The sequence below is a fragment of the Billgrantia kenyensis genome (assembly GCF_013697085.1).
GTDB classification, from domain to species: domain Bacteria; phylum Pseudomonadota; class Gammaproteobacteria; order Pseudomonadales; family Halomonadaceae; genus Halomonas; species Halomonas kenyensis.
Map to the genome: position 1 here is coordinate 16,142 of NZ_JACEFT010000032.1, position 14,525 is coordinate 30,666.

Here is a 14,525-nt window from a genome sequence, read left to right on the forward strand (position 1 = left end):
CGGCCAGTCTGCAAGGCACGATTCCTGAGCGGGCCTTTGCACCTTGGAAGTGCGCAGCTAGGCTGATGATGTGGCTTTGTGTCGGAAACTCAGCGGCCAAGGATGGAGCCGATGGAAAAACTCGAGGAGTACCGCCGCAAGCGTGACTTTACGCGGACCCGTGAGCCCGCCGGTCAAGCACGGGGCAAGGCCGCGGCAGGCAACCTCTATGTGATGCACAAGCATGCGGCGAGCCACGACCACTTCGACCTGCGCCTGGAGCAAGCGGGCACACTCCGAAGCTGGGCCCTGCCCAAGGGGCCGAGCCTCGAACCTGGCGAGAAGCGCCTGGCCGTGGAAGTGGAGGACCACCCGCTGGAGTACGCCGATTTCGAAGGCGTGATTCCCGAGAAGGCCTACGGCGGCGGCACCGTGATGCTGTGGGATCGCGGCAGCTGGCGGATTAAGGGTAAGTCCAAGCCGGACCGGATCGATATCGAACTCGACGGCGAAAGGCTCAAGGGCAGCTGGACGCTGACCCGCATGAGCGGCAAACGCCAGGACAAGCATGGGCGCAACTGGCTCCTCATCAAGCGCCACGACGACAGGCCACGCATGGACGCCTCGCTGACGGTGGATCGGGACGAGAGCATCGCCAGCGGCCGCAGCATGCAGGAGATCGCCGAGGATCGTGACCACGTCTGGGGCAACGACGGCGCCGGAAAGAACGCTGACAGCCTGCCCGTCCCAGGCAGCCTCGATGGCGCGCGCAAGGCCAGACTGCCGCAGGAAGTCAAACCACAGCTCGCCACCCTGACACGAGAAGTCCCGGCCAAGGGCGAGTGGATCCATGAGATCAAGCTCGACGGGTACCGCCTGCTGGCCCGCATCGAAAAGGGCAAGGTACGGCTGATCACCCGCAACGGCAAGGACTGGACCCGCCGCTTCCCCGAGATCGCCCGGGCGCTCGAGCCGCTGCCGGTGGACTCAGCGCTGCTCGACGGCGAGGTCGTTGCCATGGGCAAGGATGGCGTGAGCCGCTTCGGCGAGCTGCAGGAGGCACTCTCGAGTGGCCGCACCTCACGCCTGGTCTATCAGCTTTTCGACCTCCCCCACCTGGATGGCCACGACCTCAGTGACGTGCCCCTGCTGGAGCGCAAGCACACCCTCGCGGCGCTGCTCCAGGCGGCGGAATTGCCCGAGGACACCATCCGCTATTCCGACCACCTCGATGCCCAGGGCCAGGCCTTTCACGAGCGCGCCTGCCTGATGGGCCTCGAGGGCATCATCTGCAAGCGTGCCGACAGCCCTTACCAGCAGAAGCGCAGCCGTGACTGGCTCAAGGTGAAGTGCGTCAGCCACGAGGAGTTCGTGGTCGGCGGCTATACCGAGCCCGGCGGCTCGCGCAGCGGTTTCGGCTCGCTGCTGATGGGCGCCTACGGCAAGCAGGGTCTTATCTACGCCGGGCGCGTGGGTACCGGCTTCAGCCACCGCCTGCTCGAGCAGCTCGGCGCCATCCTGGACGAGCTCGAAGTGAAGCGCTCGCCCTTCCACGGCAGCGTGCCGGACAGCCGCGCCGTGCACTGGGTGCGCCCCGAGCTGGTGATCGAGGTGGAGTTCACCGAGCGTACCCGCGACGGGCGCCTGCGCCACCCAGCCTTTCGCGGCCTGCGCGAAGACCGCAACCCGGAGGAGATCCGCATGACGCTGAGCAAGGAGATGGCCGCCGAAGAGATCCCGGATCAGCAGGCGAAGCCTGACAAGCCAGCCCCACGCAAGCGCAACGACGAGACCTCGCTGCGCGGGGTACGCCTGACCAGCCCCGACCGCGTACTGTTTCCCGAGCAGGGCCTGACCAAGCTCGACCTGGCGCGCTTCTATGACCAGGTCGAGGCGTGGGTGCTGCCCCACCTGGCGCGACGGCCGCTGTCGCTGGTGCGCTGCCCCCAGGGCCGCGATGACGAGTGCTTCTTTCAGAAGCACCCCCGGCGCGCCATCCCGGCCAGCGTGCCACGCATCGACGTGCCCGAGAAAAAGGGCAGCGCCGAATACGTCTACGTCGAGTCCGCCGCCGACCTGATCGGCCTGGTCCAGGCCGGTGCGCTGGAGCTCCACCCCTGGGGCAGCCGCATCGACCACCTCGAGCAGCCCGACGGCCTGGTGTTCGACCTCGACCCGGACGCAGGCATCGCCTGGAAGGAGATCCTGCGCGTGGCCGGCACTCTGCGTGAGCGGTTGGCGTCACTGGGGCTCACGGCATTCCTGCGTACCACCGGGGGCAAGGGGCTGCACCTGGTGGTGCCGCTCGAGCCCAGCGCCGAGTGGGACCAGGCCAAGGCCTTTGCCAAGGGGGTCGCCGAGGCCCACGCCAAGGACGATCCGCAGCGGCTCACCACCAACATGTCCAAGGCCAAGCGCGAGGGGCGCATCTTCATCGACTACCTGCGCAACGGCCGCGGCGCCACGGCGGTGGCCTCCTACACGGTGCGCGCTCGCCCAAATGCCCCGGTGGCAGTGCCCATCCGCTGGGACGAGCTCAACGCCGCGCTGCGCGCCGACCGCTACAACGTGCAGAACCTGCGTCGGCGGCTCTCGGCCCTGCGCGAGGACCCCTGGGCGGGGTTCGACGAGGCGGCGCGACCGCTGGATGCCAAGCTGCTCAAGGCCGTAGGAGTGAAATGACACTGGCCTTGCACCAAAGAGAATGCCATGAACGAAGCACCCTGGTGGCTGGAGAGCGGCCCCGAGACCTGCCAGTTCTGCCTGCGCACCTTTCACTACGAGGCGGGCTACCACTGCATCTACTGCGACCGGCCGATCTGCCCGGCTTGCGTGGAGGAAACGTTCGAAAGCCGCGACACGCTGTGCCCCGAATGTCATGAGGAAGCTGGTCACGGCTCACAACGCGCTCATGAGCGGGAGGAGGGCTGATGACGGCACGGGCGATGTGGAAAGGCGTGATCCGCTTCGCTGAAGTGGAGGTGCCGGTGAAGCTCTACTCCGCGGTGCAGGATCGCAGCGTGCACTTCCGCCTGCTGCACGAGAAGGACCGCTCGCCGGTCAAGCAGGCCATGGTCAATCCCGACACCGACGAGGTGGTGCCCCACGCGGAGACCCGCCGCGCCTATCGCACCGACGAGGGCAGCCTGGTGGTGTTCGACAAGCAGGAGCTCGAGGCGCTGGAGCCGGACACAGGCCGCGATATCGAGGTGATCCGCTTCATGCCACCGCAGGTCATCGATCATCGCTGGTACGACCGCCCCTACTACCTCGGCCCCGACGGCAGCGAGTCGCTCTATTTCGCCCTGGCCGAGGCGCTGGCCAGCAGCGGCAAAGAGGGGCTGGCCCGCTGGGTGATGCGCAAGAAGCGCTACGTCGGCGCCCTACGCCTGCACCGCGGCGTGCCAATGCTGATGTCGCTGCGTCACGAGGAGCAGGTGGTGCCGGTGGATGCACTGGAGCCGCCCAAGGGCAAGGCGCTGGATGCCAGGGAGCTCGACATGGCGCGCCAGCTGATCGGCATGCTGGAGGCCGAGTTCGACCCCGGCGAATACCACGACGAGTACCGCGAGCGGGTGCTGGAGCTGATCGAGGCCAAGCGGCGCGGCAAGAGCGTCAAGGTTACGCCGATTCGCCGCCGCGAGGCTTCCGACGATCTCTCCAAGGCGCTCGAGGCCAGCCTGAAGAAGGAGCGCAAACGTGCCTAGTCCCAGCAAGTCCAAAACCCAGGCAAAGCCCCGGTCGAAGGACAGGCGTACCAAGGAGAAGAAGGAGGCAACCCGGGGAGGGGAAAAGAAACACTTTCACGCCAGCGGTCCGCGTCCGCTGTGGTCGGGCACCATCACCTTCGGCCTGGTCAGCCTGCCGGTCAACCTCTACCCGGCCAACCGATCCAAGCCGGTGTCGCTGCGCATGGTCGACGCCCAGGGCACACCGCTGGCAAGACGCTACTTCTGCGAGCAGGAGGAGCGCGTGCTCGACTACGACGAGCTGATCCGCGGCTACGAGGTGGAGAAGCACGAGTTCGTGGTGGTGGAGGACCGCGAGCTCGCGTCGCTGGCCCCGGAGAAGTCCCAGGAGATCGACCTCAAGCGCTTCGTCGGCCTCGACGAGATCGACCCGATGTACTTCCAGCGCGCCTACTTCATGACCCCCGACAAGGGCGTGACCAAGGCCTACCGCCTGCTGGCGCAGAGCATGGAGTCCGCTGGGCGAGCCGGCATTGCCACCTTCGTCATGCGCGGCAAGGAGTACCTGGTGGCAATCATCGCCGAGAAGGGGATCCTGCGCGCCGAGACGCTGCGCTTCGCCGAGGAGGTTCGCACCCCCGAGGATATCGCCCTCCCCGAGCCCACCCAGCCCGACAAGTCGCGGGCCAAGGCCATGCAGAAGGCCATCGAGGCCCTGACGGTGAAGGGTTTCGAACGCGAGGAGCTTCAGGACCTGCAGAGCCAGCGCATCGTCGCTCGCGCCGAGGAGAAGCTTTCCCGCGGCGAGGACGTGATCGCGCTGGGCGAGGAAGATACCCCCGATGTCGAGCCGGAGCAGGGAGGCGAAGTGATCGACCTGATGCAGGTGCTCAAGCAGAGCCTGGCCGAAGGGCGACCGCCCGGGCAGGAGGCACGCAACGACGCCGGCAAGCGCAAGACGGAAAAACGCGCCAAGCCGGCAGCCAGGCGCAGCGAGACGAAGAAACGGCCCTCAGGCCAGCGCGCCAAAGGCAAGCAGAGAGCCGACGGCGGCAAGGCCGCGACGCGCGGTAAGCGCCGCAGCACCGAGCTGGCCGAGCTGGAAGGCCTCTCCCGTGACGAACTCTATCAGCGCGCCCAGCAACTCGACCTTCCCGGCCGCAGCCGCATGAGCAAGGCCGAGTTGGCCAGGGCCATTGCCGCCGCCGGCTGAAACGAAAAAGCCGGCCCGAAGGCCGGCTAGGCAATGAATGCCAAATACGAGGTGCTGGACAAATCAGCGGTTGGCGCGATTCTCGATCAGATCATCGACCACGCTCGGATCGGCCAGGGTGCTGGTATCGCCCAGGCCACCGGTTTCGTTGGCGGCGATCTTGCGCAGGATGCGGCGCATGATCTTGCCCGAACGGGTCTTGGGCAGGCCCGGTGCCCACTGGATGACGTCCGGTGAGGCGATCGGCCCAATGTCCTTGCGCACCCACTGGGTGAGCTCTTTCTTCAGCTCGTCGGTGGGCTCGACGCCATCGGTCAGGGTCACGTAGATGTAAATCCCCTGGCCCTTGATGTCATGCGGGAAGCCCACCACGGCGGCTTCGGCAACGGCCTCGTGGGCCACCAGCGAAGACTCGATCTCGGCGGTGCCCATGCGATGGCCGGAGACATTGAGCACGTCATCGACGCGGCCGGTGATCCAGTAGTAGCCATCCTCATCGCGGCGGCAGCCATCGCCGGTGAAGTACATGCCCTTGTAGGTGGAGAAATAGGTCTGGATGAAGCGCTCGTGATCACCCCAGATGGAGCGCGCCTGGCCTGGCCAGGAGTCCAGTATGACCAGGTTGCCGTCTGCCACGCCCTCGAGCTCGTTGCCTTCGGCATCCACCAGCGCCGGCACCACGCCGAAGAACGGCAGCGTGGCCGACCCCGGCTTGAGGTCAATGGCACCGGGCAGCGGTGAAATGAGGATGCCGCCGGTCTCGGTCTGCCACCAGGTATCGACGATGGGGCACTTGGAGTTACCGATCACGCGGTAGAACCACTCCCACGCCTCGGGGTTGATCGGCTCGCCCACCGAGCCGAGCAGGCGCAGGCTGTCGCGCTTGCTGGTGTCCATCACGCCGTCGCCGTGGGCCATCAGCGCACGGATGGCGGTAGGCGCGGTATAGAGGATGTTGACGTTGTGCTTGTCGACGATCTCGCCCATGCGACCGTGGCTGGGATAGCTCGGCACGCCTTCGAACATCAGCGTGGTGGCGCCGTTGGCCAGCGGACCGTAGACGATATAGCTGTGACCGGTGACCCAGCCCACATCAGCAGTACACCAGTAAACCTCGCCGTCCTGATAGTCGAAGATGTACTGGTGGGTCAGGCTCGCGTAGACCAGGTAACCGCCAGTGGTGTGCTTGAGCCCCTTGGGCGCCCCGGTGGAGCCGGAGGTGTAGAGAATGAACAACGGGTCTTCGGCGTTCATCTCCTCGGCCGGGCAGTCGGTCGCCTGCTTGTCCACCAGATCATGGTACCAGACGTTGCGGCCTTCGCTCCAGTCGATCTCGCCGCCGGTGCGCTTGACCACCATGACCTTCTCGCACACCTCGGTGCCCTTGCGGGTCAGGGCGGCATCGACGTTGTCCTTGAGCGGCACGTGCTTGCCGCCGCGCACGGACTCGTCGGCAGTAATCACCAGCTTGGAGTTGGCGCCGATGATGCGCTGGGCCAGGGCGTCGGGGGAGAAGCCGCCGAACACCACCGAGTGCACGGCACCGATGCGAGCACAGGCCAGCATGGCCACCGCCGCCTCGGGAATCATCGGCATGTAGAGGGTGACAACGTCGCCCTTGCCGATACCGAGTTCCTTGAGTGCATTGGCCAACTGGCAGGTCTTGGCATGCAGCTCACGGTAAGTGACGTGCTTGGCGTCGTTGGGGTCGTCGCCTTCCCAGATGATGGCGGTCTGGTCGCCGCGAGTCTCCAGGTGACGGTCGAGACAGCTGACGCTGGCGTTGAGAGTGCCATCCTCGAACCAACGAATGTCGACGTTGTGCGGGTCGAAGGTGGTGTGCTTGATCTTTGTTGGCGTCTTGAACCACTCGATTCGCTTGGCCTGCTCGGCCCAGAAGCCCTCGGGATCCTCGACGGACTGCTGGTACAGGGCCTGATACTTTTCACGATCGGCCCAGGCATTGGCGGCGATGTCGTCGCGTACCGGGTAGACATTCTGCTGATCGGTCATTGGCTAGCCTCTTCCTGGAGATGCACCCTCTCGGTGGATGGTACCGGCTGCCTTGTTATTGGTTGCGCCGGCATCAGATTCGCCCACCAGCATATACCCTCGACGCGGCCCTTCCCCTTAGACCTTGGTATCAAGCTTTTTTCTTTTGGAATCAGACATTTGTAGTATGTTTTCCATGCTCTACAAAGGACTGATAGACCAAGGTCTGAGCGCAGGAGAGGCAGCGATAGCGGCGCCCATTACGAGCCAGCGAGTGGCGGCGCGAGGTAAAGAAATGCTCCTGGCAGCCACAGTGGTAACGGTAGGGCATGGGACTCGCCCGCCGGGTATCGAAGACGTGTGTCACCCGCGGCTCCAGTCCGAACAGGCGCTCCATCACCGTACGCCATTCTCGCCCATGGGGCCTGGCCCGGTGCCCATCGCTCAGGTGTCGCACCAGCCAGTGAGCCATTTCATGCGGCACGACTTCGGTCAGGAAGGGATAGCGGTTCTCGCGATAGAGCACCGGGTTGAAGCGTAATCCGCCGCGACCATAATGGGCCTGACCGGCGCACCTGCCGCGCAGGTCTAACCAGACCCTGGGGCGCGGCAGCTCGGGATGATAGTCACGGCAAAGCTGCCAGGCAGCCGCGACACGCCCTAGCAGGGCCTCGTGAAGGGCCGCCTCGTCGAGGCTCGCCAGCCACACATGGTCAGGATCGGGAAGCGCGGGTTGTTTCATGGGGTGCTAGAATGACGCCCCGCCAGGGTGGCGTCCAGCCCTGACTGCGCCATTTATTGACGTTGACATGCGAGAGCCCGATGTCCGACACGCCCCTGCCCCAGCCCCTGCTCGAGGATCACGAACTCGAGCGTCTCGACGAATTCCTCGACTCCGAACGTGTCGATCCCGATGCGCTGGATCTTGTCTCGGCCCATGGCTTTCTCGTCGCCCTCGCCGTGGCACCCCGCGAAGTCGACACCGCCTCCTGGGTGGCCGAGCTGTTCCACGGCGAGCCGGAGTTCGCCGACGCCGACGAACACGGCGAGATTCTAGGGCTGCTGGAGAAGCTGCGCGGCAGCGCCATCGAAACCCTGGAGCAGGGTGGTCTGCCCGAGCTTCCGTTCGAGCCGACACTGGATGGCCTACCGCCGGAGGAGACGCCCATCGGCGACTGGTGCGCCGGTTTCATGGAGGCCGTGTTTCTCGACGAGGCGGCGTGGTTCGAACAGGACGAGGAGACCGTGGCCGCCCTGCTGTTGCCGTTCATGGCGCTTTCGGGACTGTTCGACGACGAGCCCGACATGGCCGACATGGTGGCAGACACTGCCCGCCTCGAGCCGCTGGTCGGCCAACTGCCGGACTTGGTGCTCGACCTCTACCTGCACTACCGTGTGCCCCCGGAGACGCCCAAGCCCATGCCGCGCAAGAAGAAACCGGCCGGCCGCGGCAAGGGCAAGCCCGGCCACAAGCGGTAGGCTTGCCTGGCCAAGCGCAAAGGCCCATCACCGTAGCCGCGTCAGCCAGGCATCGACACTGCCAAAAACCCACTCCTTGAAGCGCTGCCAGCGCGGACGCTGCATCCACTCCCGATAAGTGATCTCACGGCTGGCGGCATAATTGCGCTCGAACAGTGCCGCCACCTCGCCGGCGAAGCGAGTGTCGTCCACTTCCTGGTTGGCCTCGAGATTCCAGTGCAGGCTCCAGTGATCGAAGTTGCACGACCCCAGGCTCGACCATTCATCGACCAGCGAGAACTTGGCGTGGATGAAGGTAGGCTGGAATTCGAAGATGCGCACGCCGGCGCGCAGCAGGCGACGATAAAAACGCTGGCCGGCATAACGCACCCAGGGGTGGTCATGATCTCGGCCTGGCAGCAGCAGGCGCACGTCGACCCCGCGCCGGGCCGCCCGGATCAAGCGCATGCGTAAACTGAAGGTCGGCACGAAGTAGGGAGTGCAAAGCCAGATGCGCCGTTGAGCGGACGATACCCGGCCATACAGCGAGTGGCGGATGGCCTGGTAGCGATACCCCTGCCCCCAGACGACACGGCCGCGCATACCTTGATAATCCTGGCGAGGAATGACCTCGAGCTGCAGGCGGCGCACCAACGTCGTATCTCCGGCTCCCTTGGATAGCGGCGAGTCCCACAGACGCGAGAACAGTCGCACCCAGTCGGCCACCACCGGCCCCTCGATACGCACCGCAACCTCGTACCAGGCATCGAGAAACTCATCGACCGCGCCGAAGCCACCGGTGTAAGCCTCCCGGCCGTCGATTACCATCAGCTTGCGGTGGTCCCGGGTCAGGTTGCGTGTCAGTGGGCGAATCCCGAGCGGGTTGAACAGGCGCAACGCGACACCCGCCTGTTCCAGGCGCCGCCGATCCTCGGCAGAGAGCCCCATGGCCCCGTAGGCATCCAGCATCAGCGCGACCGTCACTTCACGGCCCGCGGCCCGGCAAAGCGCATCGATCAGCGCCGTGGCCAGGCGCCCGGACTCCATCAGGTAGAGCTCGATCAGGATCGAGCGTTTTGCCTCCTCGATGGCCGTGAACATGGCCGGCAGGAAGCGAGACGACTCCGCCAGCAGTTCGAACCGATTGCCATCCCGCCACACGCCATGCATGGCATGCCTCCCATCACCTTGTCTTGCATGATTGACGCACGTTTATGCCACGAGGAAAAGCACCTGACCTGACCCGCTCCTGCCGGATGGTTATACTGGCGACTGATTCGACGTAGAGGCAACCGGATGGCCCTGGCCCACACCTTGCGCAGCCTGCTCCGCGCGCCCCTGAGGCGCTTCATCAAGGCCTGGGCCGAGACCCGGCTCATCGAGCCCGAACCCAGCGAGCTGGCCATCGATTCCTCACGCCCCACTGTTTACGTCCTGCCCCACCCGGCGCTCTCCGATGCCCTGCTCCTCGACCTGCTGTGCCAGCGCCACGGATTGCCGCCGGCCAGCGGCGATACCGGTCTGGCCGACTTCAAGTTCCCGGCCTGTGTGGCGCTGCCGACGCATGAGCGACGCCTGTGGCGCCGTTTTCGTACCTCCCGAGCGCCCTTCCAGCAGACGCTGGAATACCTCGCCGAGCATGAGGACGCCGAGGTTCAGGTAATTCCCGTGAGCGTATTCTGGGGACGCGCACCGGGTAAGCGCTTCGGCTTCTGGCACATGGTGGCAGCAGACAGCTGGCAGCTGACGGGGCGACTGCGCCGGGCCCTGTCGGTGCTGATCAACGGCAAGAGCGTGGAAGTGCATTTCGGGGCACCGCTGCAGTTGCGCGACCTGATGGACGAGCGTGGCCCCGCAGTGGCCAACCGCAAGGGCGCTCGGCTGCTGCGCGTCCACTTCCGGCGCATGCGCACGCAGGTGCTCGGCCCCGACCTCTCCCACCGGCGCACCCTGATCGAAGGCGTGGCAAGAAGCCCCGAGGTGCACCGCGTGATCGAGGAACTGTCGGTCAGCGAAAAGCGCTCACCCGAGCGGCTTCAGCGCAGAGCCCTGCGTTATGGCCACGAGATCGCTTCGAGCATGAGCTACCCGGTCCTGCGCTTCATGGATGGGCTTCTCAGGCGCCTGTGGAACCGGCTCTACGACGGCGTGGAGGTTCGCGGTCTCGAGCGGGTCAAGGCACTGGCCGGCGACCACACCCTGGTCTATGTGCCCTGCCACCGCAGTCATATCGACTACCTGCTGCTCTCCTACGTACTCTATCGCGACGGACTGATGCCGCCGCACGTCGCCGCTGGCCGCAACCTGAACATGGCGCTGGTCGGCCCACTGCTGCGCCGGGGCGGCGCCTTCTTCATGCGCCGCAGCTTTCGCGACAAGCCGCTGTATGGGGCAGTCTTCAACGAGTACCTGCATCGGCTGCTGGCAAGCGGCCACCCGCTGGAATACTTCATCGAAGGGGGGCGCTCACGCAGCGGCCGCATGCTCTCGCCGCGCCCCGGCATGCTGTCGATGACACTGCGCTCCTTTCGCCGCAGTGCGGCAGGCAGCAGCCCGCCGAAGCTTGCCCTCATCCCGGTCTATATCGGCTACGAACGCATCATCGAGAATGCCAGTTATCAGCGTGAGCTGCGCGGCGGCAAGAAGCGCAAGGAATCGCCCTGGGCGCTGCTGCGCGTCCTCGGCCAACTGCGCCAGCCGTTCGGCAAGGTCACGGTCAATGTCGGAGAGCCGCTACAGCTTGGCCACTTCCTCGACGCCACGACGCCGGGCTGGCGCGATGACACCACCCAGGCAAGGCCGCCCTGGCTCAACCGGACCGTGCCCCAGCTCGGCGCCGAGCTGACGCGGCGCATCAACGCCGCGGCGGCACTCAATCCGGTCAATCTGGTGGCCCTTGTGCTGCTGGCCACGCCGCACCACGCCATCGAAGCGAGCCTGATGTCCCGCCAGCTCGCCCTGCTGACCGCCCTGCAGCGCCACTGTCCGGGTGGAAGACAGGTCAGCCTGCCCCACGGCGAGCCCGCCGCGTGGATCGATCAGGTCATGGCCCTGGGCATGATCGAGCGTCGCCCCCACCCGCTGGGCGACATCATCGTGGCGACAGCCGAGCAGGCCAATCTGCTGGTGTGGTATCGCAACAATGTCCTGCACCTCTTCGCCCTGGCCGGCCTGACGGCCTTTGCCTTCCGCCATGCGCCGGCCAGGGATCTGGAGAGCCTTCAGGCCCAGTTAGGGCCACCCTGGCCGATCCTGGCTCGCGAGCTGTTCCTCGACCCACAGGCACTGAGCCAGGGTTTGCCCAGGATGTTGGAGGCCCTCTGCCAGGAAGGCCTGCTGGAGCGCCGAGCTCAGGGGTGGCAGCGCCCCGCGGCGCTGGAAGCCGGCGAACAGCTGCAGCTGCTGGCGAAATTGATGCAGCCTTCGCTGGAGCGCGGCTACCTGCTGCTTGCGATTCTGCTCGATCAGCCACCCGGCACGCTGGGGCGCGAGGCGCTGGCCGAGCGCAGCCAACAGGTGACCGAGCGCCTGGCAATTCTGTCTGGACGCGACGCACCCGAATTCTTCGACCGCACGCTGTTCGCCAGCCTGGTCGATAGCCTTGAAGCCGAAGGCTGGATCTGGGAGCGAGAAGAGCTGCTGTGGTTCGACGAGCGCCTGCGCAGTGCCGCGCAGCGCACCGGCGAGCTGTATGATCCGGCACTGAGGCACAGGCTGCAGCTCGTCAGCCACGGCGGATAGGGAACAAGGCCTGCGCGAGTGAACGGCTGGACGATGAGTTTCAGATTTTCAGGGAGCGGTGGACGTAGAGGTCGTAGCGGCTGGTCTTGCCTTCGATGACGTGCTGCGGTGCCGGGCCCGCGATGGGCGGTGCCTTGCGCGGGCGCTTCACCACTACGCGGTGGGTGGCCACATCGAGCGCCGCCTCGAGCAGCCTCGGCGCATCATCATCGTCGCCGGCCAGCTCGCGAAACAGGCGCATCTCCTTCTTCACCAGCGCCGATTTTTCACGGTGCGGGAACATGGGATCGAGGTGAACCACCTGAGGCGCTATGCCGCTGGCGGCCACCAGCGCCGCGAGTTCGCGAGTGGCGTCGCCATGAGCCAGGTGCATGCGGGCGACGATCTCGGCCGTGTCGGCATCGCTGGCGGCACGCACCAGGCCGTCTTCCAGCAGCGCATGAATCTGTGCCACGCGCTCGATGAGCAGCACCTCGGCGCCGAGGCTGGCCAGCACGAAGGCGTCGCGGCCAAGGCCGGCAGTAGCATCCACCACGCTGGGCGTGACCCCGGCGGCGAGGCCACAGGCACGGGCGATCAGCTGGCCGCGACCGCCGCCAAAGCGGCGCCGGTGGGCCGCGCGGCCTTCGGCAAAGTCGACCCGCAGCGGCTTGCCGTAGCGGCTCGACTCACCGGCCAGCACCAGGGCGCCCGCTTCGCGTCGCAGAACCAGCTCGCCGCCCGTATCTTGCACTCCGCCCAATGGGGTTTCACCTCGCCTCATGCGCCCTTCTGCCATGCCACCTGGTCGCGCAGGTAGATCGGCTGGCTTTCATGGGCGGCGGGCCGCGCCCCGGCCGCATAGTCCCTGGCGGCGAGCCGTACCAGCTCCTCTGCCGCCGGCTCCGCTTCGGCGTCGTAGTCGCTGACAGCCGTACGTACTTCGGCCGGCATCAGTTCCCGTAAGGACCAGCCGGAGCCGATGCCGTACCACTCGCCCAGTTCCGCCGTCGGCAGCTCCAGGCGCTGCGGCGGCATGACCGCTTCTTGCAGCAATGCCTCGGGCGAGCCGTTACGACAATGCCAGGCGGCTACGTAGATCTCACCCATGCGAGCATCCATTGCCGTGACCACCCGCTCGACGTCGTGGCGCCGATGCGCTGCCAGGGCCAGCGCCTCGAGGGTAGAGACTCCCAGCAGCGGGCGATCCAGGCCGTAGGCCAGCCCCTGGGCCGCACCGGCGGCAATGCGCAGTCCGGTGAAGGAGCCCGGGCCGCGTCCGTAGGCCACGGCGTCGAGCTGAGCCGGGGTCAGCCCCGCCTCGGCCAATACCTCGTCCACCATCGGCAGCAGCCGGCGAGTATGCTCGCGGGGCGTCAGGGCGAAACGGGAAACGAGCTGCTCCTCAGCGCCCTCGCGCTGTAGCAGAAGGGCGGCAGAGCAAGCGCTGGAAGAGGCATCGAGAGCCAGCAGGATCGGCATGGGCAGAATCGCGTCCAGGAATGGAACGGTCCATTATACGCCGCCGCGGGGCGCGGGACGATGGCACGCAACGAGGTTGGCCCGCCGCAAGGCAGGCCAGGAGGGAAGCAGCGAAGTAAAGGCTTAGCTGTCGAGCGCCTCGGCGACCTTCCGAGTGATGTCGTCGACACTGCCCACACCTGCGACACGATGGTAGGCAGGCGCCGCGTCGGGCTCTTGCTCGGCCCACTGCTGGTAGTAGTCGACCAGCGGAGCGGTCTGCTCATGGTAGACCGCCAGGCGGTTGCGCACGGTGGACTCTCGGTCATCGTCGCGCTGGATCAGCGCCTCGCCGGTGACGTCGTCCTTGCCTTCCTCCTTGGGCGGATTGTACTCGACGTGGTAGACCCGGCCCGATCCCGGGTGCACGCGACGCCCGGCGAGGCGCTTGACGATCTCCTCGTCTTCTACCGCGATCTCGAGCACGTGGTCGATCTTGACCCCGGCCTCCTTCATGGCGTCGGCCTGAGGAATGGTGCGTGGAAAGCCGTCGAACAGGAAACCGTTCTCGCAGTCGGGCTGCGCAATGCGCTCCTTGACCAGCGAGATGATCAGATCGTCGGACACCAGGCCACCGCTGGTCATGATCTCCTTGACCTTGAGACCCAGCTCGCTGCCTTCCTTGACCGCCGCGCGAAGCATGTCGCCGGTGGAAATCTGCGGGATCTTGTAGCGTTCGCAGATGAACTGGGCCTGGGTACCCTTGCCGGCCCCCGGGGCGCCCAACAGGATCAAACGCATCTAGCTGCTCCTTGAGAGAGTGGAAATTCTTGTGGGTAAGTGGAATGTCATGAACGATAACCGCGGCGACGACACCACACAACCGCAGGCTATCGGGCAAGCCCCGTCTGAGCCCCAAAGCCGCTGAATTATCAGCCAATTATGGGCGGGTTGCACTTTGGTATTCCCACCCGAAAGTGGGACCCAAACACCGACGGCGCCTCACAGGGCGC

Annotated in this window: 12 protein-coding genes; 6 read left to right on the plus strand and 6 right to left on the minus strand. The window is 66.0% G+C overall.

Annotated features, from left to right (window positions below; all coding sequences use genetic code 11):
* Positions 1-111: 111 nt before the first annotated feature.
* Genes ligD through ku (H1D44_RS17800) form a run of 4 tightly spaced genes read left to right on the plus strand, consistent with a single transcriptional unit; the run spans position 112 to position 4,881 of the window.
* Positions 112-2,661 carry a DNA ligase D gene (ligD, locus tag H1D44_RS17785; RefSeq protein WP_181516487.1) on the plus strand — a complete coding sequence of 850 codons (2,550 nt, stop codon included), beginning with the start codon at positions 112-114 and terminating at the stop codon, positions 2,659-2,661.
* A 27-nt stretch (positions 2,662-2,688) separates the two neighbouring features.
* Positions 2,689-2,910: a hypothetical protein gene (locus H1D44_RS17790; RefSeq protein ID WP_181516489.1), complete on the plus strand. Its 222-nt coding sequence runs from the start codon at positions 2,689-2,691 to the stop codon at positions 2,908-2,910.
* Positions 2,910-3,686 (plus strand): non-homologous end joining protein Ku, encoded by a 777-nt coding sequence (gene ku / locus H1D44_RS17795; RefSeq protein WP_181516491.1) that lies wholly within the window; start codon positions 2,910-2,912, stop codon positions 3,684-3,686. Before H1D44_RS17790 ends, ku (H1D44_RS17795) begins: the two co-directional genes overlap by 1 nt.
* Entirely contained in the window at positions 3,679-4,881 is a 1,203-nt protein-coding gene (ku, locus tag H1D44_RS17800; RefSeq protein WP_181516493.1) for a non-homologous end joining protein Ku, read from the plus strand. The genes ku (H1D44_RS17795) and ku (H1D44_RS17800) overlap by 8 nt, the downstream gene beginning before the upstream one ends.
* 63 nt (positions 4,882-4,944) lie before the next feature.
* Here the strand turns inward: ku (H1D44_RS17800) and acs are convergent, their stop codons facing one another.
* A complete protein-coding gene (acs, locus tag H1D44_RS17805; RefSeq protein WP_181516495.1) occupies positions 4,945-6,894 on the minus strand; it encodes an acetate--CoA ligase in 1,950 nt (649 codons plus the stop codon).
* A gap of 151 nt (positions 6,895-7,045) precedes the next feature.
* A complete protein-coding gene (locus H1D44_RS17810) occupies positions 7,046-7,615 on the minus strand; it encodes a SprT family zinc-dependent metalloprotease (RefSeq protein ID WP_181516504.1) in 570 nt (189 codons plus the stop codon).
* An 80-nt stretch (positions 7,616-7,695) separates the two neighbouring features.
* Between H1D44_RS17810 and H1D44_RS17815 the strand changes: the two genes are divergently transcribed.
* Complete coding sequence (locus H1D44_RS17815) at positions 7,696-8,352, plus strand: YecA/YgfB family protein (RefSeq protein ID WP_181516506.1); 657 nt, start codon at positions 7,696-7,698, stop codon at positions 8,350-8,352.
* Positions 8,353-8,379: 27 nt separating this feature from the next.
* On the opposite strand, the gene H1D44_RS17820 is transcribed toward H1D44_RS17815, so the two are convergent.
* The gene (locus H1D44_RS17820) at positions 8,380-9,501 is read right to left on the minus strand and encodes a phospholipase D-like domain-containing protein (protein ID WP_181516508.1); all 1,122 of its coding nucleotides are present in this window, start codon (positions 9,499-9,501) and stop codon (positions 8,380-8,382) included.
* A 126-nt stretch (positions 9,502-9,627) separates the two neighbouring features.
* On the opposite strand from H1D44_RS17820, the gene plsB reads away from it, so the two are divergent.
* Entirely contained in the window at positions 9,628-12,072 is a 2,445-nt protein-coding gene (gene plsB, locus H1D44_RS17825; protein ID WP_181516510.1) for a glycerol-3-phosphate 1-O-acyltransferase PlsB, read from the plus strand.
* Positions 12,073-12,112: 40 nt separating this feature from the next.
* Here plsB and H1D44_RS17830 read toward each other — a convergent pair whose 3' ends face one another.
* The 3 genes from H1D44_RS17830 to adk form a co-directional block, all read right to left on the minus strand.
* On the minus strand, positions 12,113-12,835 hold the full coding sequence (locus tag H1D44_RS17830; RefSeq protein ID WP_181516512.1) for a class I SAM-dependent methyltransferase: 723 nt from the start codon (positions 12,833-12,835) through the stop codon (positions 12,113-12,115).
* A complete protein-coding gene (gene tsaB, locus H1D44_RS17835) occupies positions 12,832-13,533 on the minus strand; it encodes a tRNA (adenosine(37)-N6)-threonylcarbamoyltransferase complex dimerization subunit type 1 TsaB (protein WP_181516514.1) in 702 nt (233 codons plus the stop codon). The genes H1D44_RS17830 and tsaB overlap by 4 nt, the downstream gene beginning before the upstream one ends.
* Positions 13,534-13,656: 123 nt before the next feature.
* A complete protein-coding gene (gene adk, locus H1D44_RS17840; RefSeq protein ID WP_181516516.1) occupies positions 13,657-14,313 on the minus strand; it encodes an adenylate kinase in 657 nt (218 codons plus the stop codon).
* Positions 14,314-14,525 lie beyond the last annotated feature (212 nt).

Excerpts from the sequence above, each read along its gene's own strand:
- ligD (WP_181516487.1), top strand. The coding sequence starts at position 112 with ATGGAAAAACTCGAGGAGTACCGCCGCAAGCGTGACTTTACGCGGACC.
- H1D44_RS17790 (WP_181516489.1), top strand. The coding sequence starts at position 2,689 with ATGAACGAAGCACCCTGGTGGCTGGAGAGCGGCCCCGAGACCTGCCAG.
- ku (WP_181516491.1), top strand. The coding sequence starts at position 2,910 with ATGACGGCACGGGCGATGTGGAAAGGCGTGATCCGCTTCGCTGAAGTG.
- acs (WP_181516495.1), bottom strand. The coding sequence starts at position 6,894 with ATGACCGATCAGCAGAATGTCTACCCGGTACGCGACGACATCGCCGCC.
- H1D44_RS17810 (WP_181516504.1), bottom strand. The coding sequence starts at position 7,615 with ATGAAACAACCCGCGCTTCCCGATCCTGACCATGTGTGGCTGGCGAGC.
- H1D44_RS17815 (WP_181516506.1), top strand. The coding sequence starts at position 7,696 with ATGTCCGACACGCCCCTGCCCCAGCCCCTGCTCGAGGATCACGAACTC.
- H1D44_RS17820 (WP_181516508.1), bottom strand. The coding sequence starts at position 9,501 with ATGCATGGCGTGTGGCGGGATGGCAATCGGTTCGAACTGCTGGCGGAG.
- plsB (WP_181516510.1), top strand. The coding sequence starts at position 9,628 with ATGGCCCTGGCCCACACCTTGCGCAGCCTGCTCCGCGCGCCCCTGAGG.
- H1D44_RS17830 (WP_181516512.1), bottom strand. The coding sequence starts at position 12,835 with ATGAGGCGAGGTGAAACCCCATTGGGCGGAGTGCAAGATACGGGCGGC.
- tsaB (WP_181516514.1), bottom strand. The coding sequence starts at position 13,533 with ATGCCGATCCTGCTGGCTCTCGATGCCTCTTCCAGCGCTTGCTCTGCC.
- adk (WP_181516516.1), bottom strand. The coding sequence starts at position 14,313 with ATGCGTTTGATCCTGTTGGGCGCCCCGGGGGCCGGCAAGGGTACCCAG.